This is a genomic window from Microcoleus sp. w1-18aA5 (assembly GCF_036701705.1).
Classification (GTDB): Bacteria; Cyanobacteriota; Cyanobacteriia; order Cyanobacteriales; family Microcoleaceae; genus Microcoleus.
On the sequence record NZ_JAUPTE010000070.1, the window covers coordinates 1 to 26,428 of the forward strand.

At 45.0% G+C, this 26,428-nt stretch carries 28 protein-coding genes and 2 pseudogenes; 18 read left to right on the top strand and 12 right to left on the bottom strand.

The window, feature by feature from the left end; all coding sequences use genetic code 11:
- Nucleotides 1-227 precede the first annotated feature (227 nt).
- Nucleotides 228-1,673 carry an NB-ARC domain-containing protein gene (locus Q5691_RS21325; protein ID WP_333346844.1) on the bottom strand — a complete coding sequence of 482 codons (1,446 nt, stop codon included), beginning with the start codon at nt 1,671-1,673 and terminating at the stop codon, nt 228-230.
- 422 nt (nt 1,674-2,095) lie between these two features.
- On the opposite strand from Q5691_RS21325, the gene Q5691_RS21330 reads away from it, so the two are divergent.
- Together Q5691_RS21330 and Q5691_RS21335 are read left to right on the top strand one after the other, a co-directional pair.
- A complete protein-coding gene (locus Q5691_RS21330) occupies nt 2,096-2,608 on the top strand; it encodes a hypothetical protein (RefSeq protein ID WP_333308598.1) in 513 nt (170 codons plus the stop codon).
- A 33-nt stretch (nt 2,609-2,641) separates the two neighbouring features.
- Complete coding sequence (locus tag Q5691_RS21335) at nt 2,642-3,172, top strand: hypothetical protein (protein ID WP_333054427.1); 531 nt, start codon at nt 2,642-2,644, stop codon at nt 3,170-3,172.
- A gap of 80 nt (nt 3,173-3,252) precedes the next feature.
- On the opposite strand, the gene Q5691_RS21340 is transcribed toward Q5691_RS21335, so the two are convergent.
- From Q5691_RS21340 to Q5691_RS21355, 4 genes are read right to left on the bottom strand one after another with little or no spacing between them, the layout of a single operon-like run.
- Nucleotides 3,253-3,675 carry a putative toxin-antitoxin system toxin component, PIN family gene (locus tag Q5691_RS21340; RefSeq protein ID WP_333346847.1) on the bottom strand — a complete coding sequence of 141 codons (423 nt, stop codon included), beginning with the start codon at nt 3,673-3,675 and terminating at the stop codon, nt 3,253-3,255.
- On the bottom strand, nt 3,672-4,043 hold the full coding sequence (locus tag Q5691_RS21345; protein ID WP_333346850.1) for a hypothetical protein: 372 nt from the start codon (nt 4,041-4,043) through the stop codon (nt 3,672-3,674). The genes Q5691_RS21340 and Q5691_RS21345 overlap by 4 nt, the downstream gene beginning before the upstream one ends.
- Nucleotides 4,044-4,060: 17 nt before the next feature.
- Nucleotides 4,061-4,396 (bottom strand): XisI protein, encoded by a 336-nt coding sequence (locus Q5691_RS21350; RefSeq protein WP_333209551.1) that lies wholly within the window; start codon nt 4,394-4,396, stop codon nt 4,061-4,063.
- Nucleotides 4,384-4,800, bottom strand: coding sequence for an element excision factor XisH family protein (locus tag Q5691_RS21355; RefSeq protein WP_333209552.1), 417 nt, complete (start codon nt 4,798-4,800; stop codon nt 4,384-4,386). Before Q5691_RS21355 ends, Q5691_RS21350 begins: the two co-directional genes overlap by 13 nt.
- A 480-nt stretch (nt 4,801-5,280) precedes the next feature.
- Between Q5691_RS21355 and Q5691_RS21360 the strand changes: the two genes are divergently transcribed.
- Both Q5691_RS21360 and Q5691_RS21365 read left to right on the top strand, forming a co-directional pair.
- The gene (locus tag Q5691_RS21360) at nt 5,281-6,171 is read left to right on the top strand and encodes an ABC transporter permease (protein ID WP_333308612.1); all 891 of its coding nucleotides are present in this window, start codon (nt 5,281-5,283) and stop codon (nt 6,169-6,171) included.
- Nucleotides 6,172-6,541: 370 nt separating this feature from the next.
- Entirely contained in the window at nt 6,542-6,925 is a 384-nt protein-coding gene (locus Q5691_RS21365; protein WP_333260425.1) for a hypothetical protein, read from the top strand.
- A 118-nt stretch (nt 6,926-7,043) separates the two neighbouring features.
- On the opposite strand, the gene Q5691_RS21370 is transcribed toward Q5691_RS21365, so the two are convergent.
- Together Q5691_RS21370 and Q5691_RS21375 are read right to left on the bottom strand one after the other, a co-directional pair.
- Nucleotides 7,044-8,402, bottom strand: coding sequence for an FAD-binding oxidoreductase (locus tag Q5691_RS21370; protein ID WP_333209559.1), 1,359 nt, complete (start codon nt 8,400-8,402; stop codon nt 7,044-7,046).
- A gap of 130 nt (nt 8,403-8,532) precedes the next feature.
- Complete coding sequence (locus tag Q5691_RS21375; protein ID WP_333346853.1) at nt 8,533-9,282, bottom strand: class I SAM-dependent methyltransferase; 750 nt, start codon at nt 9,280-9,282, stop codon at nt 8,533-8,535.
- A gap of 418 nt (nt 9,283-9,700) precedes the next feature.
- On the opposite strand from Q5691_RS21375, the pseudogene Q5691_RS27770 reads away from it, so the two are divergent.
- The 7 genes and pseudogenes from Q5691_RS27770 to Q5691_RS21405 all read left to right on the top strand — a co-directional run.
- A pseudogene (locus tag Q5691_RS27770) lies at nt 9,701-10,201 on the top strand (Tll0287-like domain-containing protein); the annotation flags it as partial.
- A 135-nt stretch (nt 10,202-10,336) separates the two neighbouring features.
- Nucleotides 10,337-11,056: pseudogene (locus tag Q5691_RS27775) on the top strand (adenylate/guanylate cyclase domain-containing protein); the annotation flags it as partial.
- Nucleotides 11,057-11,308: 252 nt separating this feature from the next.
- Nucleotides 11,309-12,721 carry an adenylate/guanylate cyclase domain-containing protein gene (locus Q5691_RS21385; protein ID WP_333227322.1) on the top strand — a complete coding sequence of 471 codons (1,413 nt, stop codon included), beginning with the start codon at nt 11,309-11,311 and terminating at the stop codon, nt 12,719-12,721.
- Between the two features lie 220 nt (nt 12,722-12,941).
- A complete protein-coding gene (bioA, locus tag Q5691_RS21390; protein WP_333346857.1) occupies nt 12,942-14,246 on the top strand; it encodes an adenosylmethionine--8-amino-7-oxononanoate transaminase in 1,305 nt (434 codons plus the stop codon).
- 17 nt (nt 14,247-14,263) lie between these two features.
- On the top strand, nt 14,264-15,307 hold the full coding sequence (bioB, locus tag Q5691_RS21395) for a biotin synthase BioB (RefSeq protein WP_333209569.1): 1,044 nt from the start codon (nt 14,264-14,266) through the stop codon (nt 15,305-15,307).
- A gap of 234 nt (nt 15,308-15,541) precedes the next feature.
- Nucleotides 15,542-16,153 carry a class I SAM-dependent methyltransferase gene (locus tag Q5691_RS21400; RefSeq protein WP_333227328.1) on the top strand — a complete coding sequence of 204 codons (612 nt, stop codon included), beginning with the start codon at nt 15,542-15,544 and terminating at the stop codon, nt 16,151-16,153.
- 174 nt (nt 16,154-16,327) lie between these two features.
- Nucleotides 16,328-17,005, top strand: coding sequence for an SDR family oxidoreductase (locus tag Q5691_RS21405; RefSeq protein WP_333346860.1), 678 nt, complete (start codon nt 16,328-16,330; stop codon nt 17,003-17,005).
- 101 nt (nt 17,006-17,106) lie between these two features.
- Here the strand turns inward: Q5691_RS21405 and Q5691_RS21410 are convergent, their stop codons facing one another.
- A complete protein-coding gene (locus tag Q5691_RS21410; protein ID WP_333346864.1) occupies nt 17,107-17,586 on the bottom strand; it encodes a hypothetical protein in 480 nt (159 codons plus the stop codon).
- A gap of 82 nt (nt 17,587-17,668) precedes the next feature.
- On the opposite strand from Q5691_RS21410, the gene petN reads away from it, so the two are divergent.
- The 4 genes from petN (at nt 17,669) to Q5691_RS21430 (ending at nt 19,006) form a co-directional block, all read left to right on the top strand.
- The gene (gene petN / locus Q5691_RS21415) at nt 17,669-17,758 is read left to right on the top strand and encodes a cytochrome b6-f complex subunit PetN (RefSeq protein ID WP_071883976.1); all 90 of its coding nucleotides are present in this window, start codon (nt 17,669-17,671) and stop codon (nt 17,756-17,758) included.
- Between the two features lie 91 nt (nt 17,759-17,849).
- The gene (locus tag Q5691_RS21420) at nt 17,850-18,443 is read left to right on the top strand and encodes a DJ-1/PfpI family protein (RefSeq protein WP_333209575.1); all 594 of its coding nucleotides are present in this window, start codon (nt 17,850-17,852) and stop codon (nt 18,441-18,443) included.
- 46 nt (nt 18,444-18,489) lie between these two features.
- On the top strand, nt 18,490-18,726 hold the full coding sequence (locus Q5691_RS21425; protein ID WP_333209577.1) for a DUF167 domain-containing protein: 237 nt from the start codon (nt 18,490-18,492) through the stop codon (nt 18,724-18,726).
- A 91-nt stretch (nt 18,727-18,817) separates the two neighbouring features.
- Complete coding sequence (locus tag Q5691_RS21430) at nt 18,818-19,006, top strand: CsbD family protein (RefSeq protein ID WP_333048102.1); 189 nt, start codon at nt 18,818-18,820, stop codon at nt 19,004-19,006.
- 133 nt (nt 19,007-19,139) lie between these two features.
- Here Q5691_RS21430 and Q5691_RS21435 read toward each other — a convergent pair whose 3' ends face one another.
- The 4 genes from Q5691_RS21435 to Q5691_RS21450 all read right to left on the bottom strand — a co-directional run bounded on the left by Q5691_RS21435 (nt 19,140) and on the right by Q5691_RS21450 (nt 23,639).
- On the bottom strand, nt 19,140-19,319 hold the full coding sequence (locus Q5691_RS21435; protein ID WP_333209617.1) for a DUF4926 domain-containing protein: 180 nt from the start codon (nt 19,317-19,319) through the stop codon (nt 19,140-19,142).
- Nucleotides 19,320-19,506: 187 nt separating this feature from the next.
- Nucleotides 19,507-19,647, bottom strand: a complete 141-nt coding sequence (locus Q5691_RS21440) for a DUF6883 domain-containing protein (protein ID WP_333209619.1) — start codon at nt 19,645-19,647, stop codon at nt 19,507-19,509.
- 413 nt (nt 19,648-20,060) lie between these two features.
- On the bottom strand, nt 20,061-22,043 hold the full coding sequence (locus Q5691_RS21445; RefSeq protein WP_333209579.1) for a calcium-binding protein: 1,983 nt from the start codon (nt 22,041-22,043) through the stop codon (nt 20,061-20,063).
- 462 nt (nt 22,044-22,505) lie between these two features.
- Complete coding sequence (locus Q5691_RS21450; protein ID WP_333209580.1) at nt 22,506-23,639, bottom strand: cob(I)yrinic acid a,c-diamide adenosyltransferase; 1,134 nt, start codon at nt 23,637-23,639, stop codon at nt 22,506-22,508.
- A 227-nt stretch (nt 23,640-23,866) separates the two neighbouring features.
- Between Q5691_RS21450 and fraC the strand changes: the two genes are divergently transcribed.
- The 3 genes from fraC (at nt 23,867) to Q5691_RS21465 (ending at nt 26,338) form a co-directional block, all read left to right on the top strand.
- Nucleotides 23,867-24,385, top strand: coding sequence for a filament integrity protein FraC (gene fraC, locus Q5691_RS21455; RefSeq protein WP_333142471.1), 519 nt, complete (start codon nt 23,867-23,869; stop codon nt 24,383-24,385).
- Nucleotides 24,386-24,390: 5 nt separating this feature from the next.
- Complete coding sequence (locus tag Q5691_RS21460) at nt 24,391-25,389, top strand: DUF5357 family protein (RefSeq protein ID WP_333209582.1); 999 nt, start codon at nt 24,391-24,393, stop codon at nt 25,387-25,389.
- A 175-nt stretch (nt 25,390-25,564) separates the two neighbouring features.
- Nucleotides 25,565-26,338 carry an ABC transporter permease gene (locus Q5691_RS21465; RefSeq protein ID WP_333209584.1) on the top strand — a complete coding sequence of 258 codons (774 nt, stop codon included), beginning with the start codon at nt 25,565-25,567 and terminating at the stop codon, nt 26,336-26,338.
- Nucleotides 26,339-26,428 lie beyond the last annotated feature (90 nt).

Consider the following 26,428-nt stretch of genomic DNA (forward strand, 5'->3'; position numbering starts at 1 on the left):
TTTAATAATTTTAGGAATCGCGTATTAGCTTGCTTTTCTGATTAGAGAAACTTATAACCATAAGTTCAGGAGAGCCTAAGGAACAAATGTCAGGTTTATTTATAATTAACGATCGAATGCCAGTGAGACAGGCTATTGATGAACTTCTGGTGCTGGTTAACTGTAGCGAACAATCGGAGTGGAAAGGAGTTGTTTTGTATCTACCATTGTAACAATTAGCTATATATTTAAGACTCCTCTTGAACCATTTTAACATACTGTTTTAACACAGGTGGAATCGTGAAAACGGTTTCTGTTTCACCGCTCAATTTTTCGATCATTCCCCGTCTTGCTAAAGATTGAATTGCTTTACATAATTCGCCTTCTGACCCTTGACATTTTGCCATCCATTGGGTAAACGAAACAGGCTCGATTTCATTACTAAGTTGCGAAATTGCCTGTTTTTCTATTTCAGACAACCGCTGATAGTGCTGCTGAAATATCGGTGTCAATTCGTCACCTAAAAATACTGGTTGATAGCTTAAATATTGAGATACTCTACCGCTAAATAAGTTGTTAATGGTTTGAGCGACTAATTTTAACCATAGGGGATTACCTTGATAAAGGTTAGTCAATTCTGGCCAGGTTTCTTCATCCAATAAACCTTTTTCTCTAAGAATTTCTTTTGCTGTTTCACCTAAACCGGTTAACTGCAATAAACGTACTGCTGAATTATCGTCGGTGAATGTGATGATGTCTGAGGGAGGTTCCCAACTATTGAGGATTAAGCAGCTATTGTGGGGAATTTCGCCGATAAGTTTAAATAGGGTTCCGTAGTTTTCATATCCGGGTTTGTAATTTCCTGCAAGTTGCCCGCTGCTGAGTATTTGCTGCACGTCATCGAGGATGATGAGACAGCGATTTTCGCGCAAAGTTTCTATTAAGATTGACAATTGAGCATCGGTGTTTGCGGGGAAAACCCCCTCTTCGCCCCCCCTTGGTAAGGGGGGGTTGGGGGGGTGTTGATTTGAGAGAAATTGAATAATATTTTTGAGGGTTGTTTCGAGGGGTGGGGAGGTGCGGAGACTGAGCCAGATGATGCGATCGAACTGAGTTTGAATTTGGGGCATGAGGTGACGGGCGATCGAGCTTTTGCCGGTGCCTGCCATGCCTGTGATGGTGAGCAGGCGGCAGTTTTGGCGGGCGATCGAGTTTTCGAGGGCGGTGAGAGGTGAGTTGGGGTAGTTGTAGAAGGTTTTGACATCCGGTGCATCTCTTAAATCGAGTCGCAGTTTTTGTTCGGTATCGTCTTTAGTTGAGGTTTGCGTTGGGGGTGAATTTTGTGAAGTTTTGGGAGGCTGTGAGGCTTCTGTGCAAACGTTGATGCTACCTTTGTTTTGTACAAGGTTAAAGTTTACAAAATTAGAAGATTGAGAAATTTCATACCTCTCTATTGTGGAGCGCAAATTTGATTTCATTACATCTTCATCTAATATTTCTGAAAGAGTTTGCCATAACTTTGATGCAATATTTCTGACATGGCGTTCAGTACAATGAACCTCTTGGGAAATTTCGGAGTATCTTTTACCTTGCCAAGTTCCCCGTACTACTGCCTGTTGCCGATCGTCTAGGTGTTTGCCCGTCTTAGTGAACACCAAGCCATCGGCCAACCTTAAGAGTTCTTGAACATCCATTTATTGGGTAGGTGTAGGAAGTTTTGTCTATTGTATCAGATTTTTTCTGACTTTTTCTGACTTTTTCTGACTTAGGATGGCAAAATGTGACTTTTAACGGCTAGCTAATTTTATCAACTACTGGCCAATTGTGACATTCTCCTACTGGACAATACATAAAAATTAAAGTTAAACTTTTTAATGAGGGGCATTAAAGCAAGAAATTGCTTAAAATGTGGTTGCGTCAGTGAGCAAAGAAGTAAATAAAAAGGCTCATAAATTAGTTTTGCCCTGAGTTTTGACATGGTAGGAGTGCCGATGTTAATCCGCCTGGGTTTGCTTTTTTATAAACCAGCTTTTTTAATAATTGCAAGACGTTTAGGGGCTTTTCGCCTCGTGAAATGTTCGTAAAAATTTGGTAATTTCCAAGAGGCTAAAAAATTATGTCTAGTGCATTATCCCTACCGCAAGCTAATTTAAAAATGGCTCTCTGGCAAGTCGATGCTGATGCAATGAGCAGCAGCGACTTGTATGTGTGGTTAAATGATATCGGCTTGCCGCATGAAGTCACGATCCGGCTGCATGAACTTGCCACATACACGAAAAAAGCTGCTAACAAAGTTTTATTCATCGGTAAAATTCTCCTGATTAAAATTATAGAATTTGTCAAGGCGCATCCCAATTTAGTTATAGGGGCTGCTGTTGGCGTCGCTGTAGGAATTTTGGCAAATTCGATACCATTTGTCGGCCCGTTATTAGCACCTTTGGCAACAGCGCTGGGTATCCCAATTGGTGCAATAGCCGGCCACCGACTCGATAAACTTGCCCAAGGCCAAGAGGTGTCTGATGATGGAATTATTGGAATTGCTCAAGACATGATTGAGATTGCCAAAGCATTTTTTCAACTACTGATAGACGTTTTCAATACAATTTTCCGCAACGTCATCACTGCTTAACTGCCTAAATTAGAAAAAAGATTGAGGTCTAATATGTCTGCAAATAAAACGCCAACCAAAGAGCAAATTCTGAAGTCAATAGAGCAACTGGAAAAAAACCCACATGATAAATTAGGGATTTTAGGAGATATTGGCATTGGTGTGGTGGGGGCTGCCGGTGCTGGTGCGGCGGCGGCAGCTTTCGGTGGTGGATCTGTATTATTTGGGTTAATAGCCGTTGCACCTCCCGTAGGATTAGTTGTTGGCGGTGCAGCTTTAGGTGCTGCTGCTCTTGTAGGGGTAAAACGAATGTTATTTGATGGCACTTTTGACCAGGGAAAACAAGCAGAAATGCTTAAAAACTTAAAAGAACAGCTAAGAGATGTTGAAGCGAAAGAAAGAGCCTCTAAGCTGGAAGATAGCGATAAAACTAAATTTATTGTTTCGTTGAAAGAACCCGTCAGGCTCGATTTAATTAGCCCGAAAGACGCTCAGGATTTAATTAGCGCCGTAGAAAGCGGTAAAATTGCAATCAAAGAGGCGATTAAAATGGTTGAGGATGTGGTAAAAGCTGCTAAACCCTAACTGCCTTCTGACTGCGTAACCTGGGAATTCTAAGTTGTAAGTCTGCGATCGCCCTTACTTAAACCAAGTGCGATCGCCGCCTAATTTTCGGGAAAATAACGCTCCAAAAACTCCCTAGCCGTAACAATAGGAATTCCCTCATATTCCTGCAACACTAACAAATCCAGATCGCCCGTAACAATTGCATCAGCATCAGCAGCCATCGCAGTTGCTAAAATCATATTGTCAGTAGCATCTCGTAACTCAGGCACGTCGATAGTGGAAATTGGATAAACTTCCACTATCTCTCGCGTTCCCCTCATTAAACCATTAACGGTAAAACTCAAAGACTGTAATCTCGCCTGGAGTTTTTGTTTGTTTAAAGTATTCTCTAATTCTGCTAGTATTGGTTCAGAAGCACAAAATATGAGTTGACGAGTTCGAGCTAATCTGAATAAACGAGCTGGGATACCTCCCCACAGCCAGCCGGACACAAAGATATTAGTATCCACTACAATTTTCATTGGTGCGACTCTATTTCAGAACGTTTCTCCCGACGCACTTCCCGCACAAGTTCGCAAATTTCTTCCATTGTTAACTCATCAGGATCTGGACTCGCTGCTTCTATTCGCCGTTCCCATTCCTCCCAGTCAAAACCTGCTACCTTCTGAAAAACAATACTATCTCCTGTAACTGTAACTGCATATCGATCCCCAGGCTTCAGTTGAGCCTCAATCTCAGCGGGAATTTCTAACTTACCGTCGAGGTTGACAGGAACAGTAATATTTGATTTCAGAATGTATTCTCGCAGGTGTTCAACCACTCTATCTTGCAGAGTTTCCGGCAAAGATTCCATAATTTTGACCAAAGTGGCGATCGCCCTTGATGACATAGCTTTATCCTCTATATTTAATTTACCGCAAATCCGGTGTACTGCCGAATATTGGGAGAACGAAATCCCAAAACAATCTGTTCTTTGGGGATTCCCCCCGCTACTAACTCATTCGCAATTCCCTCTTCAGTTCCATCTCTTTGAATCCAAATTTTTCCCTCAATAATATCAACATGAACTAAACATCCGTGAACTCTGATATCGTTTTCGCGCCCCAATATTATTAGCAAATAACGGTCGGAATCGCTATCAAAAACCGTTTGAATCTGAATGTCTCCATAAGCATAAGGTATTTGAGCATATTCAGTCAGAATTTTTTTGATAATGCGACGATAATTTTCTAAGGTTCCCATTGTACTATCTCCTCATTTTGTTCGGCAAAAACGATTAAACATACTTGATAATCGGCTCTAATAATTTGACCAAGCGGTTCCGACAATAATTCGCTAAAAACTGATTGTGTAATAGCTAGATATAGCTTTCTATCGGGTTCAGTTCTAGCTATAACAGAACGATAAACTAAGTATTGACCCAGCGCATTCTCCAGGTCATTCATGTCTGATGCGCCCACAAAACTTTTGACTTCTACAGCTATCTTCTGTCCAGCTTTCTCAGCACTTAAAATCCGCTCTGCGCCCAAATCCACGTACATATCTTTAATTCCCCATTTTAATCGCAAGGGATCGTGGGTAATTCTCCATCCGTCTTTGATGAGGGCGTTTTTGACAACATTGTGATATAGGTCTTTGGCTGGCATATTGGAAGAAGTCAATTTTAAATCAATACGATTATATCCTAAAATCTACGATGATTATCAAGTCTGGATAATTCTGCTCGCCTTAATTTTAGCACGATATCCCTCTAAAAAAATCCAACAATTTCCTCCGCTCAAAGCCGACCATCGCAGCGCTCATACTCATCTTCCAAAAGCCATGAATGAGCCTCATCATAACTTGAACTTGAAAATAGAGACTTATAGTTAGCTGATGGCTAGTAAATACAAAATCCTCTATTTTTGGCACTCACTAACATCAAAATACGAGGAGGAAAAACAATCGGATCTACCCACAATTCGATAAATTCCCAATCATTAACTTGTTCGGCGAGGTCTGGTGTGTGCGATAACATGATATTCAGTTTACCAAAACTCCACACAAAAAGCGATCGCCCGCCCAACAGCACCAATACCTCCAGACTTGCTACTGTAAAGAGAGTTAGATTTAATCAACAAGCAATTATGAGCGGTACTGTTACATCCCCCAACAACCTCAACCAGCAGCGGCAACTCTCCACAGCATCCGCTGACACTTCCACTTCCCTGCTGGGCGACTTCATCCAAGAAACACTCGCCTTAACCAAGCGCCTGTTTATTCAATTGCAGCGCCGCCCCTCGACGCTAGTTGCAGGCATTATTCAGCCCCTGATGTGGTTGGTTTTGTTCGGAGCTCTGTTTGAAAATGCACCCGCAGGCTTGTTCGGCGAAAGCCAGAATTACGGACAATTTCTCGGCGCTGGTGTAATAGTTTTTACAGCCTTTGCCGGGGCGCTGAATGCTGGTTTGCCGATTATGTTCGATCGCGAGTTCGGATTTCTCAACCGCTTGTTAGTCGCGCCCTTGGCTTCCAGATTTTCGATCGTCCTAGCTTCGGCTATTTTTATCGTCACCCTCAGCTTTATCCAAACCGGCACAATCGTTACAGCGGGGGCATTTTTGGGCGCGGGATTCCCCGGAATTGCCGGACTAGGGGCGATCGCCCTGATTGTGCTGCTGCTAGTTTTGGGCGTCACCGGCTTGAGTCTGGGTTTAGCCTTCGCTCTTCCCGGTCACGTAGAATTAATTGCGGTAATTTTTGTTACTAACCTGCCGCTGTTATTTGCCAGCACAGCCCTCGCGCCGCTGTCATTTATGCCAGAGTGGCTGCAAGTTGTGGTGACTCTCAATCCTCTGAGTTACGCGATCGAACCCATCCGCTACCTGTACCTGCACAGCGATTGGTCGCTAGCCAGTGTCGTGATGCAAGCTCCTTGGGGTACAGTCACCTTTGGAGGAGCCCTGTTAGTGCTGCTGGCGTTTGATTTGGTGGCGCTGCTGAGCATTCAACCGCTGCTGAGACGCAGGTTTGCTTAGGGCGAGCGTTTCACCTGCACCGTCAATTCTAGGGACACTCCAAGAGCCCATTGGTGTCAACTTAACGTCAAACCCAGTCACAGAATGGTGTTGGACTATTAAGCCTAGATCCCCCCTAGCCAAGGGCGGGCACGGGGGCACCGCCCCTACGAAGGGGGGAACCGGAAATGGATCAAAGTCCCCCTTCTTAAGGGGGATTTAGGGGGATCTGGACTCAGCTAAAAACGAGGTTTATCAAGGCTTTCAGGCGATTGTTCACACCAATGGGCATTGCCCTGTCCTTAGCCCCAGCGAAGTAATATAATATTTAGTCGCAAGTCAGAATATTGTTTAGATAGAATTGTTTTTTTGAAGATTCAACTAATAAATTATGAACACCAAAACTTCCAAATCCGGTAAATTGATGATGGGGATTGCTGCAAGCGCGATCGCATCCTGTGCTCTGTTCTCCCCTCAAGCAAGCTTCGCTCAAGCCAGCGGTTTAAATAATGCCCAACCGCTGCAAGACTTTCAAACTCAAGACAATACCGACCCATTTTCCGGCCGCAGCAGCGGCAGCGCAATATTTGATTTAATTCACAGATCCCAATTGGGAGGCGGCCGCAGCATGGAAGAATTTAATAGCGAACAGCGCCAAAATTTGAACGATGCGGCAGCAGAATTTCGCAACAAACAGCGCCAACTACTGGAAAAGCAAGCTGTACCTTCTGAAGGGGCGATCGCACCAGCAGAAATTACCGCCCCCGTCCCTTAAATTTACAAATGCTGTTTGCTCATTTCTGAGTCCGCGTGGGCGAAGCCAGCGCTTAGGCGGACGAAAGTTTGTCTAGCAGCGATTTCAAGATCCGAATCTTATCTAAAAACCATCGCGCTTAATCCCGTTCCAACCACGCCCGCATTTTACCCGGATTAAGCAAACCGTAAGGATCGACCAACTCTTTAAACTGCAACTGTTCCACATTAATACTTTTCATCCCTCCATCTTCCAATATATAAGTGTGAGGATTAGCAATCATTGCGCCTTGCTCTTCGTGATAGCGAATAATTTCATTTAGCCGTGATGCCGTAGTGTAGCGAACTATTTGCAAAGCCGCGGCGATCGCCCTGCCATTTATCCGCAAAAACTCCAAGTGCATCAACACCTCATCCCCATAATAATTGTACAGTTCCTCAATCAATTTCAAACCTTTATCTGGGGGAAAAATCGTCTGCAAATAAGTCAGAGACGGGTCAGCGCTGCGAGCGTGCAGAGTTGTATGATTCCAAGTAAATTCAGCAATTGCTGCACCTTTGCTCGCTGCTTGGGCGTTTTTTTGATAGCAAATTGTGCCGCCATATTCGCGCACCAAATCTTGCAGCGGTTCCAGACAAGATTCAGCTACCATTAACAAAGCGCAGTGCTTACCTTCAGGAATTGCCTCGCGGAAAGCAGCAAAATAAGCAGGAATCGGCCAAGCACAAACACAAATTAGTTTTTTGATAATTCCGTCAGCATCGCCCAAAGCTTGACCGAAGTTTGCCGATGTCATAAAATCGTCAAAAGCGACAATGATTTCCGCCCAAGCATAAGCAGGGGCGAGGGGAATTTCTAACTCTGTAATAATCCCATTTGTGCCGTAAGCGTGATTGACTTTTTGCACTTCATCGCCGCGTAATTCGATGACGCGGGGCTCGTCTTCCATTGTAACGACTCGAACGGCATGAAGATTTCCCCGATCGCGCAATTGCCCGTAAGTTATCGAACCAATTCCCCCGCTACCGCCGCCGATAAATCCCCCAATCGTTGCGGTGCGATAGGTTGAGGGAACCATCCGCAATTCCCAACCAGTTTCTCGCGCTTGTTTGTCGAAAACCGACATTTTCACCCCTGGTTCTACGCAAGCTAAACCCGGTTTTATCCAGCGGATACTGTGCATTTTGGTGGTATCTAAAATGACGCCACCCTTCAGGGGAATGCACTGCCCGTAATTGCCCGTTCCTGCACCTCTGACAGTTAGCGGAATTTTGAATTTGACGCAGGCTGCAGCAATCCGCAAAACTTCGGCTTCGTTGGCGGGACGAACTACTAAATCTCCTGTTTTATCACTTAAGAGAGGTTGCAAAACAGGACTGAAGTGATAATAGTCTTGAGATAGCTTGACAACTTGCGCGCGATCGCTAATTATTTCAATTCCCGATAGTTCCGAAGAAAAAGCATCCCAGTCAATACTTTGAATCGCATTTGCAGTCATTTTGTTTCCTCAATCCTGACAGGATTATATATTTTATCAAACAGAAATTAGTAACCTAAAATACTAACTGCAATCTTTCTTTAAGCAGTAAGGTGCTGAGGTTTTATCCTAAATAGCAGGACTGCTTTTTTCAATTAACAAATCCCCCAAATACCGCCATACCGTAGTATCTCCAAGGAACTACAACAGTCTCAAATCCAGCTTTTACCAGCATTTCCAACTGTGCCGAAAGTGTAGCTAGGCGATCGGGATTAGAATAGCCGTAAGAGACGCTCGTCCCCACATTTGCCCGAATTTCGGCTAACGTTTCCCCCTGATTTAGCGCCCAATCTTCTCGCGCCGCTTGATAAATATCTTTCATTGCTGCTGATTCTGCTAAAAGAGGGTCGGCATTCCAAAAACAGCCACCAGCATTTAAACTTCCGCGAATCCGTTGAAACAATTTCAACTTCATCTCGTCCTCAAGATGGTGAATTGCCAGAGATGAAACGCAAGCATTGAATTTATCGCTCAAGCCTGAGAAATTTGGATTTTTCGCCCATTCTCCAAAGTCCATTTCTATGCCAGTCCACCGGGCTGCGTATCCTGCCGACTCTATTTTGGCGCGGGCAAAATCAAGCATTCGCGGCGAGTAATCGACAGCAACTATTTCCGCAGACGGGTAGTGTTGGAGAACTTTTAAAGTGAGTTCCCCCGTACCGCAGCCGAGTTCTAAAATGCGGTGGTTTGTGTTAGCAATGCAGCCTGCTACTACATCCAGCATTTCGTCATATTTAGGTAAAAGTCGCCGAATGCCCGTATCAAAATCAGCAGTATTGACGAAAACTTCTCCCGGAAAAATTTCCTTGTTAGTAGGTGAGACGGTAGAGTCAGAATTCACGATCGCCAACCATAGACTACAATTGCTATCCTAACCGAGATAAAGCAAAAAGTGCGTGAAGTAGGGACAGGGCGCTGCCATGTCCTTAACCGAGCATCTGTACTTCACTCAACAGAAAATCCCTATAAAGTTATGGGTATTCTTACGGATAAGCGAAACACTCGCGGTAAACAATAATTAACCCTCAGTTGCACTCAGAGAGTCTTGCTTTACCCCGGACGCCAGCAAAACAGTCTGAGAAAGCAGTGTTATGTTAGTAGTGCATAAATTCCAATCAAGATTAAACCTCACACGTGAGGATACCATGCCCCAGTTGATTTCTCGAATTCGGGCTGCCATCAGCCAATTAATTTACAAGCGAATTATCCTTGTGGTGACAATTTTATTTTGTGTAGGTGTAGGAGTAGCGATGGCAAATATGTCTCGTCTTTCATCCACTCTAATCGAATCGCAAGCCCTCCAAAATGCCACCCTCTATGCCCAAGCTGTTAAAGAAGCCCGCACCCTTTACAGTTCCGATGTTGTTAGTCCTCTAAACACCGCTGAAGCAATTAACTTTACCCACGACTACAACCCGACAAAAGTAACAGTTCCCGTACCAGCCAGTTTCTTAATAGAACTAGGCAACCATATCACAAAAAAAAATCCCGAAGTATCACTTCGTCTCTATAGCAACTACCCGTTTCCCTGGCGACAAAAAGAAGGCGGAGCCCGAGACGAGTTTGAACAGCAAGCTATTACCTATTTGACGCAAAATCCGACAAAAAAGTTTTTCCGCGTTGATGATGTTCGCGGCAAACCCGCCTTTCGATATGCCGAGGCAGATATTCTAACTTCTAGCTGCGTGAACTGTCACAATACTCACCGTGACAGTCCTAAAACTGATTGGAAAGTGGGAGATGTGCGGGGGATATTAGAAATTACTCAACCTCTCGATACCATCACTCAACATACTCAAAGTGAACTTAAAAACCTGTTTTTACTGTTAGTAGGACTTTCCGTTTTAGGAGTGACAGGCTTAACTGTATCTATCAGCAGGTTGCGCCAAAATGCTAAACAATTAGAACAGCGCGTCAGGGAACGCACGGCACAATTGCAAGAAACTAATGTAGAATTGGTAAAAGAACAGGAAAAGAGCGATCGCCTGCTGCTCAATATTTTACCCCAATCCATTGCTACCAAGTTAAAAGATGGTCAAAGCAGTATTGCTGACGGCTTCGCAGAAGTCACGATTTTGTTTGCGGATATCGTAGGCTTTACCGTGCTTTCAGCACAAATATCTCCCGAAGAACTGCTCAAGTTTCTCAACGAAATTTTTTCAGCCTTCGATAGCTTAACGGAAAAGTACGGCTTGGAAAAAATCAAAACAATTGGAGATGCTTACATGGTAGTGGGAGGTTTGCCAAATCCCAGCACCAACCACGCCGAAAGCATTGCGGAAATGGCTTTAGATATGCAGGAGGAATTAGCAAAATTTAATGCCAAACATCATGCAGGAATTAACATTCGCATCGGCATCAATACTGGGCCGGCAATTGCGGGGGTTATTGGCACTAAAAAATTTATTTACGACCTCTGGGGCGATGCCGTCAATACAGCAGCCCGCATGGAATCCCACGGAATTGCCGGCGCGATTCAAGTCACACAATCAACTTACGATATCTTGCAAAATAAGTATCGGTTTGAAGACAGAGGAATTATCCACATCAAAGGCAAGGGCGATATGAATACTTATCTGCTTGCAGGCAGGCTAGTCAGCGCAGTTTCGGTTTAATTTGTTTATTATATTATAAAGGGGTATGCTAGTTAGTCCGAAGTCATCAGTCATTAGTTGTTAGCCGTTAGCCAACAACTAACAGTTAATGCCTGCTGGCTTTTGACTGCTGACAATTACAGGAATTACAGAGGGGATGTGAGAACCCGGTTTCTGCGCGGTTGCTTCGTTGACAAACCAAAAATTTATTACGAGAAACCGGGTTTATTTTCTTATGTTCTATCATTAGCCATTTGCAAAATAGTAAGTTTTATGTTATCGCGGATTTTATCATTCTTGAAATTTTTCAAATCTCGCTTGTCTAGGCAAATAGCTTTGTGGGTATTTGCTAGCATTCTTGTCATAGAGGGAATTATTTTAGTTCCTTCTTATTTTCGGCGAGAAAATGAACTTTTAAGTCAACTGGAACAGGTATCTCGCGCGACTGTTGATTCCCTAGAGTTTTTGCTTCAACAAGATATTTCCGATCGCACTTTCTTGCAAGAAGAAGTAAAAAATATTATTAAGGATTCTCAAGTGGTTTTAGGACTATCTATTTACCAAGCTAACGGTCAGCTAATATATACACTTGGCGAACCCCCAGAAATCAGTTTACAGCAACTAAAAAAAGCTCGTATAGTTCACAATCACAATTTCGATGGCAAGCGCTACGATATTGCTTGGACGGAGCGACATTTGGGAGGCGATTACATCTTAATTGTTCGCCACGATGCTTCCACCGTTCAACCGGAACTCTACGCATTTATCGGGCGGATTGCGGTTCTAGTCATCATTATATCAGCCTTTGTCACTTCGGTGACTATGTTTTTTTTAGGGGTGACAGTAATTTCACCTCTCTTGAGATTGCGCGATGACTTGATCGCTGCTGGAGACGCTTTGAGCAAAGATCAAGAGAAACCTGATTTCTACTCTCTGTCTGTCAAGCGCGATGACGAGTTAGGAGAACTCATGGTCGCATTCAATCAAATGTTTCACCGAGTATACAAGGAAATTGCACAGCGGAAACAAGCTGAGGAAGTATTACGCGCCGAACAAGAAAAGTCGGAACGTTTATTACTAAATATATTACCTGTCATGATTGCCGATCGCCTAAAACAAGGCCAGATAAATATTGCCGATGGATTTGCCGATGTTACGGTTTTGTTTGCTGATATTGTGGGCTTTACCGAAATATCTTCGCGCACATCTCCTGAAGAATTAGTCGAGTTGCTTAATAAAATATTTTCATCTTTCGATCGCTTAAGCGAACAATACGGCTTAGAAAAAATTAAGACTATCGGCGACAATTATATGGTGGCAGGCGGTTTGCCGCTTCCCTGTACAAATCACGCCGAATCTATTGCCGAAATGGCCCTGGAAATGCAGCAAGAAATTATGAAATTCCGCGACGAATGCGGTAAACCTCTCAATATCCGCATTGGCATTAATACTGGGCCTGTGGTAGCAGGTGTCATCGGCACTAAAAAGTTTATTTACGATTTGTGGGGAGATGCTGTGAATACAGCAAGCCGCATGGAATCTCAGGGACTTCCGGGTAAAATTCAAGTTAGCAACTCAACTTATGAATTGCTGTGCGATAAGTATTTGTTGGAAAAACGCGGTAAAATTAATGTTAAAGGCAAAGGCTCTATGACGACTTATTTGCTCAAAGGTAGAAAATTGTAACTAACAATTTTAACCATCGCCCGCGAATACGTGGTATGGTGGCTGACGTTGCAGGGCAGACGCCCTCGCCACCAAACTATATTTTTTTTGAACGAACCGCGAAGACGCTAAGGACGCGAAGGAAGAGAAGAGAAGAAAAGAGAAGAGAATATAAAGAGTTGCCAAGTGAGTTAACTTTGCTATATTAAAATGCGAGTTGATATTAGTTAGATGGGTAAAAATGACGGCGGATCAGGAACTGAATTATTCTACTTCACCGATTTGGCAGCCCTTCACGCAAATGAAAACGGCTGCCCCGCCGCTGAAGGTAATTCGCGGCAAAGGATCGGTGCTGGAATTAGCAGACGGGCGGCAAATTCTCGACTGCATTTCTAGTTGGTGGGTGACTGTTCACGGGCACAGCCATCCAGTTCTCGCTGAGGCTCTTTACGAACAAGCTCAAAAGTTAGAACACGTAATATTTGCGGGATTTACTCACGAACCTGCCGAAAAACTTGCTAATAAATTGCTAACTCATACGCCTGCTTCTTTAACGCGGATTTTCTTTTCTGATAACGGATCGACTGCTGTTGAAGTTGCTCTGAAAATGGCATTTCAATATTGGCAAAATATCGGAGAAACTAATCGCACTAGCTTTATTAGTTTTGAGGGAGGTTATCACGGCGATACTGTGGGCGCGATGTCGGCTGGCAGAAGTTCGCTGTGGTGGGAATCTTTTGCACCTTTAATGTTTGCTGGTGATGTTGTTCCTTTTCCGGCGACTTTTGACGGCGATGAGGAGGTGGAAAGCAAGGAGGCGGCGAGTTTAGAGAAATTGGAGTTTTTGTTAAAGCAGGGCGGCTATGCGGGAATTTTTATCGAACCTTTGGTGCAAGGTTCTGCGGGGATGCGAATGTGCCGCCCTGAGTTTTTGCGGGCGATCGCACAACTTGCCCGCCAGTTTAATGTATTGTTGATTTACGATGAAGTAATGACGGGTTTTGGGCGGACGGGCGAACTGTTTGCCTCGGTTAAATCTGCAACTTCACCGGATATCCTGTGTTTGTCTAAAGGATTGTCTGGTGGTTGTTTACCAATTGCTGTCACAATGGCATCGGAGGATATTTATCAAGCTTTCTGGCGAGATGAATGGGACAAAGCTTTTTTTCACGGTCATTCTTACACCGGAAATCCCTTAGCTTGTGCGGTGAGTGTAGCATCCTTGGAGCTTTTGGAGCAAAACCCAAATGTGTATCAAGGGATGGAAAAACTCCACCACAAATATCTAAATCAATGGCTGAGAAATCATCCTAAACTCGAACGGATTCGGACTTGCGGCACCATCGCAGCAATGGATGTGAAAACGGAAAGCGATTCCGGTTATTTTAATGACATCGCTCCTGTATTGAAAGCCAAATTTCTCGAAGCGGGGTTTTTGCTCCGCCCCTTGGGAAATACGCTTTACTTGATGCCTCCCTACTGCATTTCTCCTGATGAACTAGAATCGATTTATCGGGTAATTCGTCAGGTTTTGGATACTCTGTAAACCCTTTAATTTTAGTAATGAATTTACCCAATTGGAACGATTTGGCTGACGACGCGCTGGCGGGCAAATGTCTCTCTCGCGAGCAATCTTTAGCCGTATTGCGCGCACCGGATGAGGTTTTGCTGGAACAACTAAACGCAGCTTATCGGGTGCGCCGCCACTACTGGGGAAACCGAGTCAGGCTGCACTATTTGTTAAACGCTCAAAGTGGCCTTTGTCCTGAAGATTGCCATTATTGTTCTCAGTCAAAAATTTCGACTGCGGAAATTGAGAAATATCCGCTTTTAGCTAAGGAGAAAATTCTGGATGCCGCCAAACGTGCAGCAGATTTAAAAGCTGGTACGTTTTGTTTGGTGATTTCGGGGCGTCAACCTAACGCTTCTACTTTCGATCGCGTTTTGGATGCTGTCGAGACTGTGAAGGCAAATTATAACCTAAAAATTTGCGCTTGTTTGGGATTGTTGAGCGAGGAGCAAACTCATCGGCTGGCTAAAGCTGGAGTCGATCGCGTAAACCACAATCTCAATACTTCCGAATCATATCACACGGATATTTGCACGACTCACACTTTTGGCGATCGGGTGGAAACCGTCGAACACGTAAAAGCAGCGGGGATCACAACTTGTTCCGGCGGAATTTTGGGGATGGGCGAATCGGATGATGATGCGATCGATTTAGCGCTTTCGCTTCGCAAGTTGGGCGTTACTAGCGTGCCGGTTAACTTTTTCATTCCGATTCCCGGCACACCATTTGCAGATGTGAACAGGTTAACTCCCCGCCAATGTTTGCGAATTCTCTGTTTGTTCCGATTTTTGCTTCCTAGCCAAGAAATTCGGATTGCTGGGGGACGGGAAGTGCATTTGCGATCGCTGCAACCTCTCGGACTCTACCCCGCTAATTCTATCTTTGTTGGTGATTATCTGACAACTCCCGGACAAGCTGCCCATCAAGATTGGGAAATGATTCGAGATGCGGGATTTGCGATCGAATCCCCCGAAGGTTCTCTCTTAGAAGTTGATTCAGCAGTTACCAAATCCGAACAAAAATCCCTGGTTGTGTAACTCTTATAGCAGTTTTCAATCGGATGAAATAGAGGAAGACACGGCACTGCCGTGTCCCTACCCAGTATCTATATTTCACGTTTACGAATGGGAAAGAAAAACCTGGTTTCTGAGGTAGCAAATGTGTAAACGGTAAGTTCTTAGATTGTAGCCCGAAACCCTTATTCTACGGTTGACATTCTTCAATCTAAAATCTAAAATCTAAAATCTAAAATAATACAAGAGAGGAAAATTGTGGACAAACGCGAAGAAATTACGATCGCAGAATACCAGCTAACTGCCGAATCTTTTCGAGAAGGAACTTGGCATCATGACGTATCCCAAAATCGATCCGCACTGACCGCTGCTATGCCCCGCAATCCCGGTAAAATTCTCGATATAGGATGCGGGCCGGGACGAGATTTAGTAGCGTTCAAGAGCCAAGGACACACAGTTGTAGGCTTAGATGCAACTCCGGCTTTTGTAGAAATAGCAAAAGAGTTGTCAGGATGCGAAGTTTGGCAACAATCTTTTCTGAATCTCGACTTGCCAGAAGCAGAATTTGACGGTATTTTTGCCAATGCTTCCCTGATTCACGTTCCCAGCGACGAGATGGTGAAAGTGCTGCAAGATTTGCACAAAGCCTTAGTTGTTAACGGTGCAATTGTCATGTCAATGTGCCGGGGAAATTGGGAAGGATACGACGAGAGACCAACGGGAAAACGCTATACTGCGGGATGGGAATATCATACTTTAGCGCCTTGTTTAGAAGAAACAGGATTTGCAATTGTCAATCACTACTATCGCCCCCCCGGCTTACCCCGCGAAGCTCAATCTTGGGTAGTAATGGTGGGCAAAAAACTCTAACGTAAATGGAAAATAGGCAATCGGTAATTGCCAATCATTCCCCTCTCTTCCTCTGCGCCCTCTGCGCCCTCTGCGGTTAAATAAAAAAACTCATTCACCAATAGACAGAAGATTGTTGTATAATTATATCCAGTCAAATAAACCACTTTCTGCACCAATTAAATCCCAATTAATATGACAGATAAATCCCACATTTTTTTAGCGGGTGCTAGTCGAGGAGTCGGCTTAGAAATCGCGAAATGTCTGACAGCACAAAAGATGCAAGTAACTGCACTTTTGCGATCGCCCGCAACCAGTACCGAATTAGAAGCAATGGGCATCAAAGTCGTGACTGGCGATGCTTTGGATGCAGCAGCTATGGAAGCTGCGATGGCTGGCGGCGATCCAATTCATGCCGTAATCAGCACAATTGGGGGCTTACCCAAAGATGGAGAAAGAGCCGATTATTTGGGCAACAAAAACTTGATTGATGCGGCTGTCAAAGCAGGCGTGCAAAAATTTATTTTAGTTTCATCCATCGGCAGCGGTAATAGTGTCGGCGCTTTGCCACCCCAAGCTTTAGAAACTTTGCGCCCGGTTTTAATTGAAAAGGAAAAAGCCGAAAATCATTTGATAGCAAGCGGGATGATTTATACAGTGATTCGTCCGGGCGGACTCAAATCGGAACCTGCAACAGGCAACGGTATTTTAACAGAAGATTGTCTAGTTGCTGGAACTATTCACCGGGCGGATGTAGCGCAGCTAGTTTGTCAGTGTTTAGTTTCTGATGCTGCTAACAATAAAGTTTTGTCGGCGGTAGACAGGCAAATGCTTTACGGCAATCCAGAATTTGACGTATTAACTTTTAGTTAAATATCCAAACCTCAAAAAACACAAAAACCTGTAGGGGCGGTTTAAGCGAACAATACAAAACTTCCGCCCTTTGCAGATTTTTGTACAAAACCCGCCCAGACTTAAGAATCGAAAGGCTTAATCCACGATCGCCCGATCGCCCAATCCAAAACCAAACCCGCGATCGCAAACAATACCACACTCTCGACACCGCGAACCGCAAACGGCAATAACTCCTGTAGGGCGGGCATCTTCCCGGATTCAAAACACAATCCAGCATCCAACTGTCCAAAAGCCCGCACCAACCCAAAAGCCAACACCGCACCAGATTTAAGCTGCGGGTTAACATCTCGGCGAATCGCATAGCGGTAAGTCACGCCGAACAAAAAACCGCCCAAAAGTGCGCTCGTCCCTCTCAAGGCAAAATTTAGGTCAATTTCCCTTACCTGCAAACTCGCCAGAGAATCCAACCTATCCGCTAGAATTAAGCTATTACCAAGGGCGATCGCCCCAAAAGCCAGCAAACAAGACAAAGCAGCAACACTCCCTGCCTTCAAAGATTCTACCCGTTCAGCCGCACTAAAATTTGACGAATCCTTCACGGTGCCCTCATTTCAAAAATGGCTCAAATTGACCTATCATAAGGTTTGGAGTCACTTTGTACAGTTTGTTCAATAAATAGCTATGGATATTTTGTCACTCGGTTGGGTTTCGGTGCTAGTTCTGTTCTCCTTCTCAATTTCAATGGTCATTTGGGGACGCAACGGTTTCTAGATTCCAAAATAGCTTGCGGGGCAGGCTTTTTAACGGCCCCGCATTTTTTTAAATCCTATTTAACCAAATCAAAATAACAGGAGTTGTAAACATGACAGCAAAAAAAATCTTAATGCTAGTCGGCGATTTTGTAGAAGACTACGAAGTAATGGTTCCTTTCCAAGCACTGCAAATGGTAGGTCACACCGTCCACGCCGTCTGCCCGGACAAAGCAGCAGGCCAAACAATTCGCACCGCAATTCACGACTTTGAAGGCGATCAAACCTACAGCGAAAAACCCGGTCACAACTTCACTTTAAACGCGACTTTTGACGAAATCAACCCGGCCGACTACGACGCTTTGATTATCCCCGGAGGACGCGCCCCAGAATACATCCGCCTCAACGAACAAGTGCTGCAAATTACCCGCTACTTTGCCAACAGCAAAAAGCCGATCGCATCTATTTGTCACGGCTTACAGGTTCTAACTGCAGCAGGCGTACTCGAAGGCAAACGGTGCACCGCATATCCCGCTTGCAGCCCCGACGTACTCCGGGCAGGTGGCAAATATACAGAAGTTCCCGTTACCGAAGCCGTAGTCGATGGCAATTTAGTCACCGCCCCCGCGTGGCCAGCACATCCTAACTGGCTAGCTGAATTCCTGAAAGTTTTGGGAACGAAGATCGAACATTCAGATAGTCATTAGTCATTAGTTATTAGTCATTAGTCATCAGTTATTAGTTATTAGTCAGATGAAAATTTTCACAGTCAAAGTTAAACCGAATTCCAAACAGCAAAGCATCGAAGAGCAACCCGACGGCAGCCTCACAATACATCTCAAGTCGCCGCCAGTCGATGGTAAAGCAAACCAAGAATTAATCATGCTGTTGGCAAAAAAGTTTAAAGTGCCGAAATCTGCGATCGGCATTAAATCAGGTCTTTCCTCAAAAAATAAACTTGTCGAAGTTGCGATCGAACCTTTAACATAGAAATAACGGTAATAACAAATCTATCTAAAGAGGGATATAGACTCAACTTTAAAAGTATATATTAATAGTTGTAGAGTTAGAATAAAAAATTATGAGCATTGAAAATAGAGTCGAAGCAACAGCGAAAAATATTGAAGGCAAAATCCAAGAAGCTGTTAGCGAAGTTACAGGCAATCAGAAAGATAAATTAGAAGGTCAAGCCAAGCAGGATCAAGCATCAGCAATTCACCTGAAAGAAGACCTCAAAGATAAAGCAAAAGAGATTGTAGACCGAGCTTAGTAACAGTATTCGCTACAATTTTCCTGCCTACTCAATCCCGCAAACATATAGTTTGCGGGATTTTTTATAATGAGCCTAAATTATTTGTACCAATATCTTGGGGTGGGTTTATCAACATTATTGGTGGCAAAATTCACCTGCGAACCGCCTTTATAGATTCCAGTAATTCATAGTGCAAAAGCATTAATTTTGTGGCGGGAATTGTTTCCATTGCATAAGTGGTGCCATCTTGATGAGAAAATTCTACCTCAAAAGCACTGCCATCAAATTCCATCACAACTGTTCCTACTTGTCCTTTATATAATTTAATGATTTATTTTGTTTCAAAATGGGTTGCTTCTAAATCTTCAGTTAAAGCAACAATATCTAGGTCTTTAATTGTTTTCATTGTTTTTACATCACTTTTGGACGGGATAACAAGTTGTTAATCTGGGGAAAGTTTCACCTGAGCGGACGCTCCAAGCTGCTATAATCAGAGACTCACCTACTTCGGTTTTCAGCTAGAATTTCATGTTATAATGTGTTCCGTATTCATTGTTTTTTTGAATAACAACATCTTCGTTGATAGCAGCTTCTTTTAAAGCCTGTTTGAGCATTTCAGCATTTTCTAGGTTAATGCCTAACTTACGGGCAAACAAAATAGCTTTATTTTTTCATTCTTGGTGATTCAGATTTAGAGAAGATTCTTCTATTTTATTGCCTAAATCTGCTAGATGACCATTGGGCAGTTTCACTATTAATAACTTTTTTTGAAGGACAAAATAGAATATTAGTCTGCTACGATAATCGACTTTTACTCAAATGTCAATTATATCGTCTTTGAGCTGGGTGGCTGGTTTATCAACATTATTGATGGGTGGCAAAATGGAGCGGTGAATCTGCCCTTCCTTTCAATGCCCAATGCCCAATCCCCAATCCCCAATCCCCGATGCCCAATTCTCAATGCCAATAAAAAAGCCAGGGATGGATATCCCCAGCTCGAAACATAGGACAATTAGTTTTGAGAGTTGGTAGGGCGATGTTTCAGAATCGACCCCACCCACTTTTACCCAACTTAAATCAGGGTAATGTCAGAAGCCGTAATGCCCGGTCTGCCATTCAGAATTGCCAGCGTAACTACTCCGCCAGCAGTACCAAAACCGTTAGAGTCATATCCTAGTCGTCCAGTTTCATTTTCATAAAAGACGAACGGCTCTGTCGCGCCCGCCCCGGCTGGACCAAAACTGCCGTTGTACTGCCCACTCTCAAGTGGCAAGAACGCCTTCGAAGAAATTCGATTCGTATTATCCAGTACCCTCAAGTTGGGGAAGCCGTTGGAGTCATTGATTTGGAAGATAAACTTGTCTTGGCCACTCGTAAAATCGCCGATTTGGTCTGTGTCAGTACCCACGGCGCCCTCGCCGAAGTTGTTGTAGTAGAAGCTGTCATTACCCGATCCGCCAATCAGCGTGTCAGCACCAGGCCCCCCGCCGAGAGAGTCGTTACCGTCGCCGCCGATCAAATAGTCTTTTCCAAAGCCGCCCAGCATGGTGTCGTTCCCACCACCGCCATTTAAGGTATCGTCCCCGGCTCCTCCGAGGGAGTCGATAGCATTGGATGAGTCGCCGAACAGGATGTCATCCCCGCTACCAGTAGTGATCACATCAGTGCCGTTGCCACCAATAATGAAGTTGCTGCCTAAGTTATCAGTAATGACGTTTGGCGCTGTAAGACCGGTAAAGCTGACGCCGCTAGCGTAGGAGATGAAGTCGTTACCCGCAACGTTGCCAATCACGCGATCGCGCGCGCTGCCAAAGATGATGGTGTCACTTCCCTCGCCACCGTTCATGAGGTTGGTGACGGTGAAGCTGCTGCCAGTAGTAGGATTGGTGTAGCCAATTAACAGATCGCCGCCGAGTCCGCCTTCGAGAGTAATCAAAGCCGTACCAGTACCAGCAAAACTGGCCTTGGTAGCATCGATAGTATCGTTGCCATCTCCACCGGCTGCGTTAGTAAAGGTACCGCTCAGGCTGTCGTTGCCTTCGCCGCCGATCATTGTATCCGTCACAAAAGCTGCAACGATTGTGTCATTGCCTACTCCGCCGTCGAGCAAGTTGCGACCCGCGAAGCCGGGAAATGAACTCTGGGCGCCTCCGCTCAAAGTTAGATTCGATACCCTGGATGACTGGATGAAGTCGTCGCCTGCACCTCCCAAAGCGGTATCCTGCGTGGCAAAAACCGTGATCGTGTCGTTGCCGTCGCCGCCCTCAAAGAAGTTTCTGCCGGCTTCAAACTCGCCGATCGCCCCGGTGAGAGAATCGTTGCCGCCACCACCAATCAAGGTGGTTCTCTCAATGCCGATCGTAATGACGCTGCCCTGAGCAAACGGGCTTGTCTGGGTACGGTTGGTAATGAATAAGATGTCGTCGTCAAGATCGCCCGACAGGTAGCTGTTGCTGGCCACACCTCTTAGGGTGTCGTTGCCTTTACCGCCAAAGAGACTGTCTCTTACATTGATACCTACAACCAAGTCGTCGCCCAAATCACCCCGCAAGTAGTTGCTACCTTCATTGCCAGCGAAGCCTCCGGTTAGGGGAAGACCGAGGTTGTTGCCACCCCCTGCGATGAAGAAGCCGATCGAGTCATTGTCCTTACCGCCGTAGAGGGAATCTGCTCTCTGGGCCCCTCCCAGCATCGTATCTGCGCCCTCATTACCAAACATGAGGTTAGCTTCGACAGTACCTTGGATCAAGTCTTCTCCCAAACCGCCGTACAGGCTAGCGCGGGCTTCAGCGATCATGGTGTCATTGCCGGAGTCGCCAAATAGCAAAGCCGGAGTCCGCTGAGATCTGATTGAATCTTCGTCGTCGCCGCCGTATATGGTATCGTTCGGGCCAACTGAAATCAGAGTATCGTTATCGCCTTGGCCAAATATTAAGCTGCCGCCCAGGGTGGAAGTTCTAATGAAATCCGCCCCCTCTCCGGCGAATACTGTATCCGGGCCTAGCCCCGGAAGGTTTAAATCTAGTTGATTAGAATTGTCATCTAACGTTGTCATAAAGCTTCACTCCTCTACTTGTTGGTCATCGCTGGTGCGACTACAGACACTGCCTAGAACACCGAATGTTTGGATTCCGCTGTAGTTTAACCTGTTTGCCAGCCGCAAGTCTAGCCTACTGGCGTTAACCCTGTCTAGACTTTCTCCCTCGCGGATTTTTTGCTTGTAAGCTTTTATTTTCAAAGTCTTCACCCTTTAATAATCCTGGTGCACTGTCTCAGGTGCTCACGCTCCATAAGACGCGGCTCATATTCTTAATGTTCCATTCTGGGTTGGCGGTCGGGGATCGCGTCCGGGGGAGGAAATTAAAGATTAAAAAAGGCAGATCTGGGTGATCGGGAAGACAAGGAAAATTGGGAGATTTTTACTTGGTAACAAGGCTTTGTGGCAATTTCCGGTTTTCCAGGCAGGGCCGTCATTTAATAATTCTGGCCCGGATTGAACTCGGTACCGCTCCGGGCTTTAAAAGTCTACGCCCCGCTTTAGTTCTACGCCCCGATCGCCGTAGTGTTTGTGACAGTATACCTCGGAGTGTACGCTTGCCAAGTCAAAGTAAGCGTGGGGTTTGTGGCAGCGCCCGGTGATAATAATTTCTGTATCCCGCGGCTTGCGTAGCAGGGCTTCGACGATCGGCTCTACCGGCAGCAGTTCTAAGTCTACTGTGGGATTGAGTTCGTCGAGAATAATCGTTTTGTACCAGCCGCTGGCGATCGCACATTTGGCGATTTCCCAGCCGCGTTCTGCTTCTATGCAGTCTAGCTCTTGCTGTTGCCCCCGCCAAACTATAGCATCTCGGCCGCACCGCTGGTGGTCTACTAGCTGCGGGTAGCTTTGCCGCAAGGCTGCGATCGCCGCATCTTCTGTATAACCGCTGCCACCTTTGAGCCATTGCACGATTAACACCCGGTGAGATTGGTCTTGACTGATACCCCTACCTATTGCCTGCAAAGCTTTGCCCAAAGCGCTCGTAGACTTGCCTTTCCCCGCTCCGGTGTATATTTCGATACCCGAAATATGATGGTCTGCCGCTGCGGGGTGATAGTGGGGCTTCATTTCTGAGTGTAAGTCGGCAATCTCCAGCAAAGCTTCCGGGGCCGCTCGACCTGTGGCGATGACTTCTAAATATTCTGGTTTGTTTTTGAGGGTTTGGACTACTTCGTCAACTGGCAGCAAACCCAAGTCCAATACGGGGTTTAGTTCGTCTAGTACCACGACGGAATAGAGCTCGCTGGCGATCGCTCCTTTGGCGATATCCCAGCCTCGCTGAGCTTCGGCGCGATCGAAGCGGGTGATTGCTTCGGTCCCAAAATATTCGGCTCTGCCGGTTCGCACTTGGTCGATCAAGTGCGGAAATGCCCGTTGCAAGGCTTCTATTGCTCCGTCTTCGTCGTAGGAGCGGCCGGGGCCTTTGAGAAAGCGCAGCAACAAGACTCGTGTGGGCGAGTCAGAATTGATACCCAGCCCGATCGACCGCAACACTACTCCCAAAGCTGCCTGAGACTTGCCTTTACCAGCGCCGTCGTAGACGTGAATCTGACCCGCGGCGCGTTCCGACCGGGATGAGGCTGTCCGAATACCAATGCCATTCCTTACCATAATCAGCAGTTGTTTGAGTCTGTAGCGGGGTGGGTATTCGATCGCGCGCCTTGAATGTTTAATTTTTCCATTCTTTTGGCGGATCTCAACAGATTATACGATAACTTCTAACCCCCAATCTTTTAAGCAGCGATCTAACGGAATCAGGTGCTCAAACCTCCGGTTAAGATTCTTCCGCTTGTGCTGTACAATTAAAATTTAACACGGACTGATATACCTAAAGGCTTATGATTGCGAGTGTTTTCCCATTTCGGACTGTTTTGGTGCAAATTTTAATTATGTTTTTGGCGATCGCGATCGAATCGTGGTTTTTGCAAAAACTACTTAAACTCGGCCCCAAAACCAGCATTGAATATACAGCCATCCTCAATCTATCTTGCACTTGCGTAGGCTGGTTAGTTTTCTTCGGCATTGAAAGCGTTCTTAGCAAAGAATTGCGGGAACAGCTTATCGGTTATATTTTATTAGGACGTGGGGATAATGTTTACGCTCCAATAACTATGATAGCACTCTCAGTATTGGCAGTCACATTTCTAGCTAAATGGCAGGGATTAGAATTCATAGAAAACATGGTTTCCGGCAATAAAAAAGCTTCCAAACCTCAGTTTTTAGGACCACCAACCCTCACCCGCCGTCCTCCAAAAAAAACTTTTCAAGTAACTACCCAGTTTGGGGGGATTTTAATCGCCCACACTGTTAGCAATATCGTTATTTTAACCGTGTTGTTTTTGCAAAGCGTCTATTGAAATTTATGATGAAGCAATTTTTAGATGTCACTCAGCAACTCACTAAGCTGACGAACAACCTTTGGGAAACCAATAAAAAAATCCAAAAGGCGATGATTCCGCCTAAAGTTGTCCACTGGAAGACTCCTTTACTACTCAGCATCTTTTTAGCTTTGCTGACAGTGGCGGCAGTCACTGACTGGCGGACGAGAACTCTGCTTTTTGATATGAGCTGGTTATTTTTTACACTTTCAATGGGTTTGCTGACCAGCCAGCAACCTTTTGTGATTAAAGGAGTAAGTCTGAGTCCGTGGGTGACAAGCATTTTAATTGGGTTGTGGTTGCTGGTAAGATTGCCGTCGGATAGGAAGGAAATAGCATGGATAGCTGGCCCACTTATAGCAGTAGTAGTTCTGGCGACAATAGAGATTTGGAATAGCGAGTCGAAACGGGAAGGTATCAGGTCGTTGGTGCGCCCTCATTTTTTGATGATCACTCTAGTTCACCTGCTCTTTTCCTGTTGGTTTGCATTTCACTTTTTAATTCAAGGTTGGATAGAACAGTATCCGAGTGTTTTATCTCAGGATTTAAGGCAAAGCGATTATGTGGTGACATTTCAACAGCCAACTATTAATCGCTCCCGAGGAGTTGTCATCCTCAATGAAATGGAGCGATACCTGCGAAATGAAGCCCGCACAAAACCGTGGGCGCAAGTAGAGCAAATGTTAATAGATATTGACAACGAGCGATTTTTTCTGCGGAATCAAGCCTTAAAAACAACTGGGGTAGTCGCAGAAGATGCGAGGTGGGATGTCAAAACCTCGATCGTCCAAGGAGATTCCCGCTATCAGTTAGAGATGCAGGCAACTTGGCTGGGGCTGGTTTTTAGACCGGAAATATATTCGTTTACCAAATCTTGCGAGGTGTTCAATATAGGCAATAGGGCGACTGTAACCTGTGATGCGATCAAACGCTCTCAACCCGGACAGAAAAAAGATGGAACGGCGGGGGACAGTCAAGTTTGATTCGGTCTCTGTTAACTAATTGCGATCGGTATAGCGGGAGAGTAGGAGAGTCTAAGAGTGGGAGATTCTGAGAGTCTGAGATGAAAAAAATCCTCTTTCTTTCCTCTTCCCTCTTCCCTCTTCCCTCTTCCTTACACTAAAGTATGGCGAAAGTCTCCAGTGGGTTAATAACTAGATGAATTTGAGAAGAATCTTGACAGTCGCGACCAATGTATTTTGGGAAGTAATTCGCGATCGCATCCTTTACTTAATTATTATTTTTGCTCTGTTGATGGGCGCTTCGGTACGGTTGATACCGGAATTGGCGGCGACAACCGAAAAGAAAATTATTTTAGATATCGGTTTAGCGGCTATGAGCATTCTCGGTTTAATTGCCACAGTGTTTGTGGCTACCGGATTGGTCAACAAAGAAATTGAAAAGCGCACTGTTTATCTGTTAGTTGCTAAGCCGATAAGTCGGGCTGAGTTAATTGTGGGCAAGCACTTAGGACTGTCGGCGGTGCTGGCTGTGCTTGTAGCAGCAATGACTGTTATCTATCTGGCTATTCTGAGTTTGAGCCGCATTCCTTTCCCTTTGGAAAGCATTTTAATCGCTTCGCTATTTATCTGGTTTGAGCTGTGTCTGATGGCTGGTGTCGGGATTTTATTTGGGGTTTTTAGCAGTTCGCTGTTGGCAACTTTACTGACATTTGGCGTTTATTTAATGGGACATTCGACGCGGGATTTAGTGGCTTTGGGCAAGTTAACTAAAAATCCTGGTCTTGAACAATTGATGATGGGACTTTATCTGGTTTTGCCGGATTTAGCCAGATTCAATTTGAGAAACGATGCTGTTTACGGACAAGTTCCTTACTTGGCAGGTTTGATTACAGATGCTGGCTACGGTTTGCTGTATGTGGTGCTGCTGCTGTCAATTGCGATCGCCATATTTTCCCGCCGGGAATTTTAAAGCGCGCATTCCGCACCTTTAGGGTAATGGTTTGTAGTGAAGACTAAAATCCTCACTACAAACAATTTTATTATCGACTTAGAGCGCTAA

Bases quoted from the DNA above. Each gene is read 5' to 3' on its own strand.
- petN (WP_071883976.1), top strand. From the start codon at position 17,669: ATGGATATTTTGTCACTCGGTTGGGTTTCGGTGCTAGTTCTGTTCTCC.
- Q5691_RS21355 (WP_333209552.1), bottom strand. From the start codon at position 4,800: ATGCCAGCCAAAGACCTATATCACAATGTTGTCAAAAACGCCCTCATC.
- Q5691_RS21325 (WP_333346844.1), bottom strand. From the start codon at position 1,673: ATGGATGTTCAAGAACTCTTAAGGTTGGCCGATGGCTTGGTGTTCACT.
- Q5691_RS21335 (WP_333054427.1), top strand. From the start codon at position 2,642: ATGTCTGCAAATAAAACGCCAACCAAAGAGCAAATTCTGAAGTCAATA.
- Q5691_RS21345 (WP_333346850.1), bottom strand. From the start codon at position 4,043: ATGTCATCAAGGGCGATCGCCACTTTGGTCAAAATTATGGAATCTTTG.
- Q5691_RS21430 (WP_333048102.1), top strand. From the start codon at position 18,818: ATGAGCATTGAAAATAGAGTCGAAGCAACAGCGAAAAATATTGAAGGC.
- Q5691_RS21450 (WP_333209580.1), bottom strand. From the start codon at position 23,639: ATGGTAAGGAATGGCATTGGTATTCGGACAGCCTCATCCCGGTCGGAA.
- Q5691_RS21330 (WP_333308598.1), top strand. From the start codon at position 2,096: ATGTCTAGTGCATTATCCCTACCGCAAGCTAATTTAAAAATGGCTCTC.
- fraC (WP_333142471.1), top strand. From the start codon at position 23,867: ATGATTGCGAGTGTTTTCCCATTTCGGACTGTTTTGGTGCAAATTTTA.
- Q5691_RS21460 (WP_333209582.1), top strand. From the start codon at position 24,391: ATGATGAAGCAATTTTTAGATGTCACTCAGCAACTCACTAAGCTGACG.
- Q5691_RS21465 (WP_333209584.1), top strand. From the start codon at position 25,565: ATGAATTTGAGAAGAATCTTGACAGTCGCGACCAATGTATTTTGGGAA.
- Q5691_RS21350 (WP_333209551.1), bottom strand. From the start codon at position 4,396: ATGGGAACCTTAGAAAATTATCGTCGCATTATCAAAAAAATTCTGACT.
- Q5691_RS21365 (WP_333260425.1), top strand. From the start codon at position 6,542: ATGAACACCAAAACTTCCAAATCCGGTAAATTGATGATGGGGATTGCT.
- Q5691_RS21425 (WP_333209577.1), top strand. From the start codon at position 18,490: ATGAAAATTTTCACAGTCAAAGTTAAACCGAATTCCAAACAGCAAAGC.
- bioB (WP_333209569.1), top strand. From the start codon at position 14,264: ATGAATTTACCCAATTGGAACGATTTGGCTGACGACGCGCTGGCGGGC.
- Q5691_RS21340 (WP_333346847.1), bottom strand. From the start codon at position 3,675: ATGAAAATTGTAGTGGATACTAATATCTTTGTGTCCGGCTGGCTGTGG.
- Q5691_RS21405 (WP_333346860.1), top strand. From the start codon at position 16,328: ATGACAGATAAATCCCACATTTTTTTAGCGGGTGCTAGTCGAGGAGTC.
- bioA (WP_333346857.1), top strand. From the start codon at position 12,942: ATGACGGCGGATCAGGAACTGAATTATTCTACTTCACCGATTTGGCAG.
- Q5691_RS21360 (WP_333308612.1), top strand. From the start codon at position 5,281: ATGAGCGGTACTGTTACATCCCCCAACAACCTCAACCAGCAGCGGCAA.
- Q5691_RS21370 (WP_333209559.1), bottom strand. From the start codon at position 8,402: ATGACTGCAAATGCGATTCAAAGTATTGACTGGGATGCTTTTTCTTCG.
- Q5691_RS21445 (WP_333209579.1), bottom strand. From the start codon at position 22,043: ATGACAACGTTAGATGACAATTCTAATCAACTAGATTTAAACCTTCCG.
- Q5691_RS21385 (WP_333227322.1), top strand. From the start codon at position 11,309: ATGTTATCGCGGATTTTATCATTCTTGAAATTTTTCAAATCTCGCTTG.
- Q5691_RS21420 (WP_333209575.1), top strand. From the start codon at position 17,850: ATGACAGCAAAAAAAATCTTAATGCTAGTCGGCGATTTTGTAGAAGAC.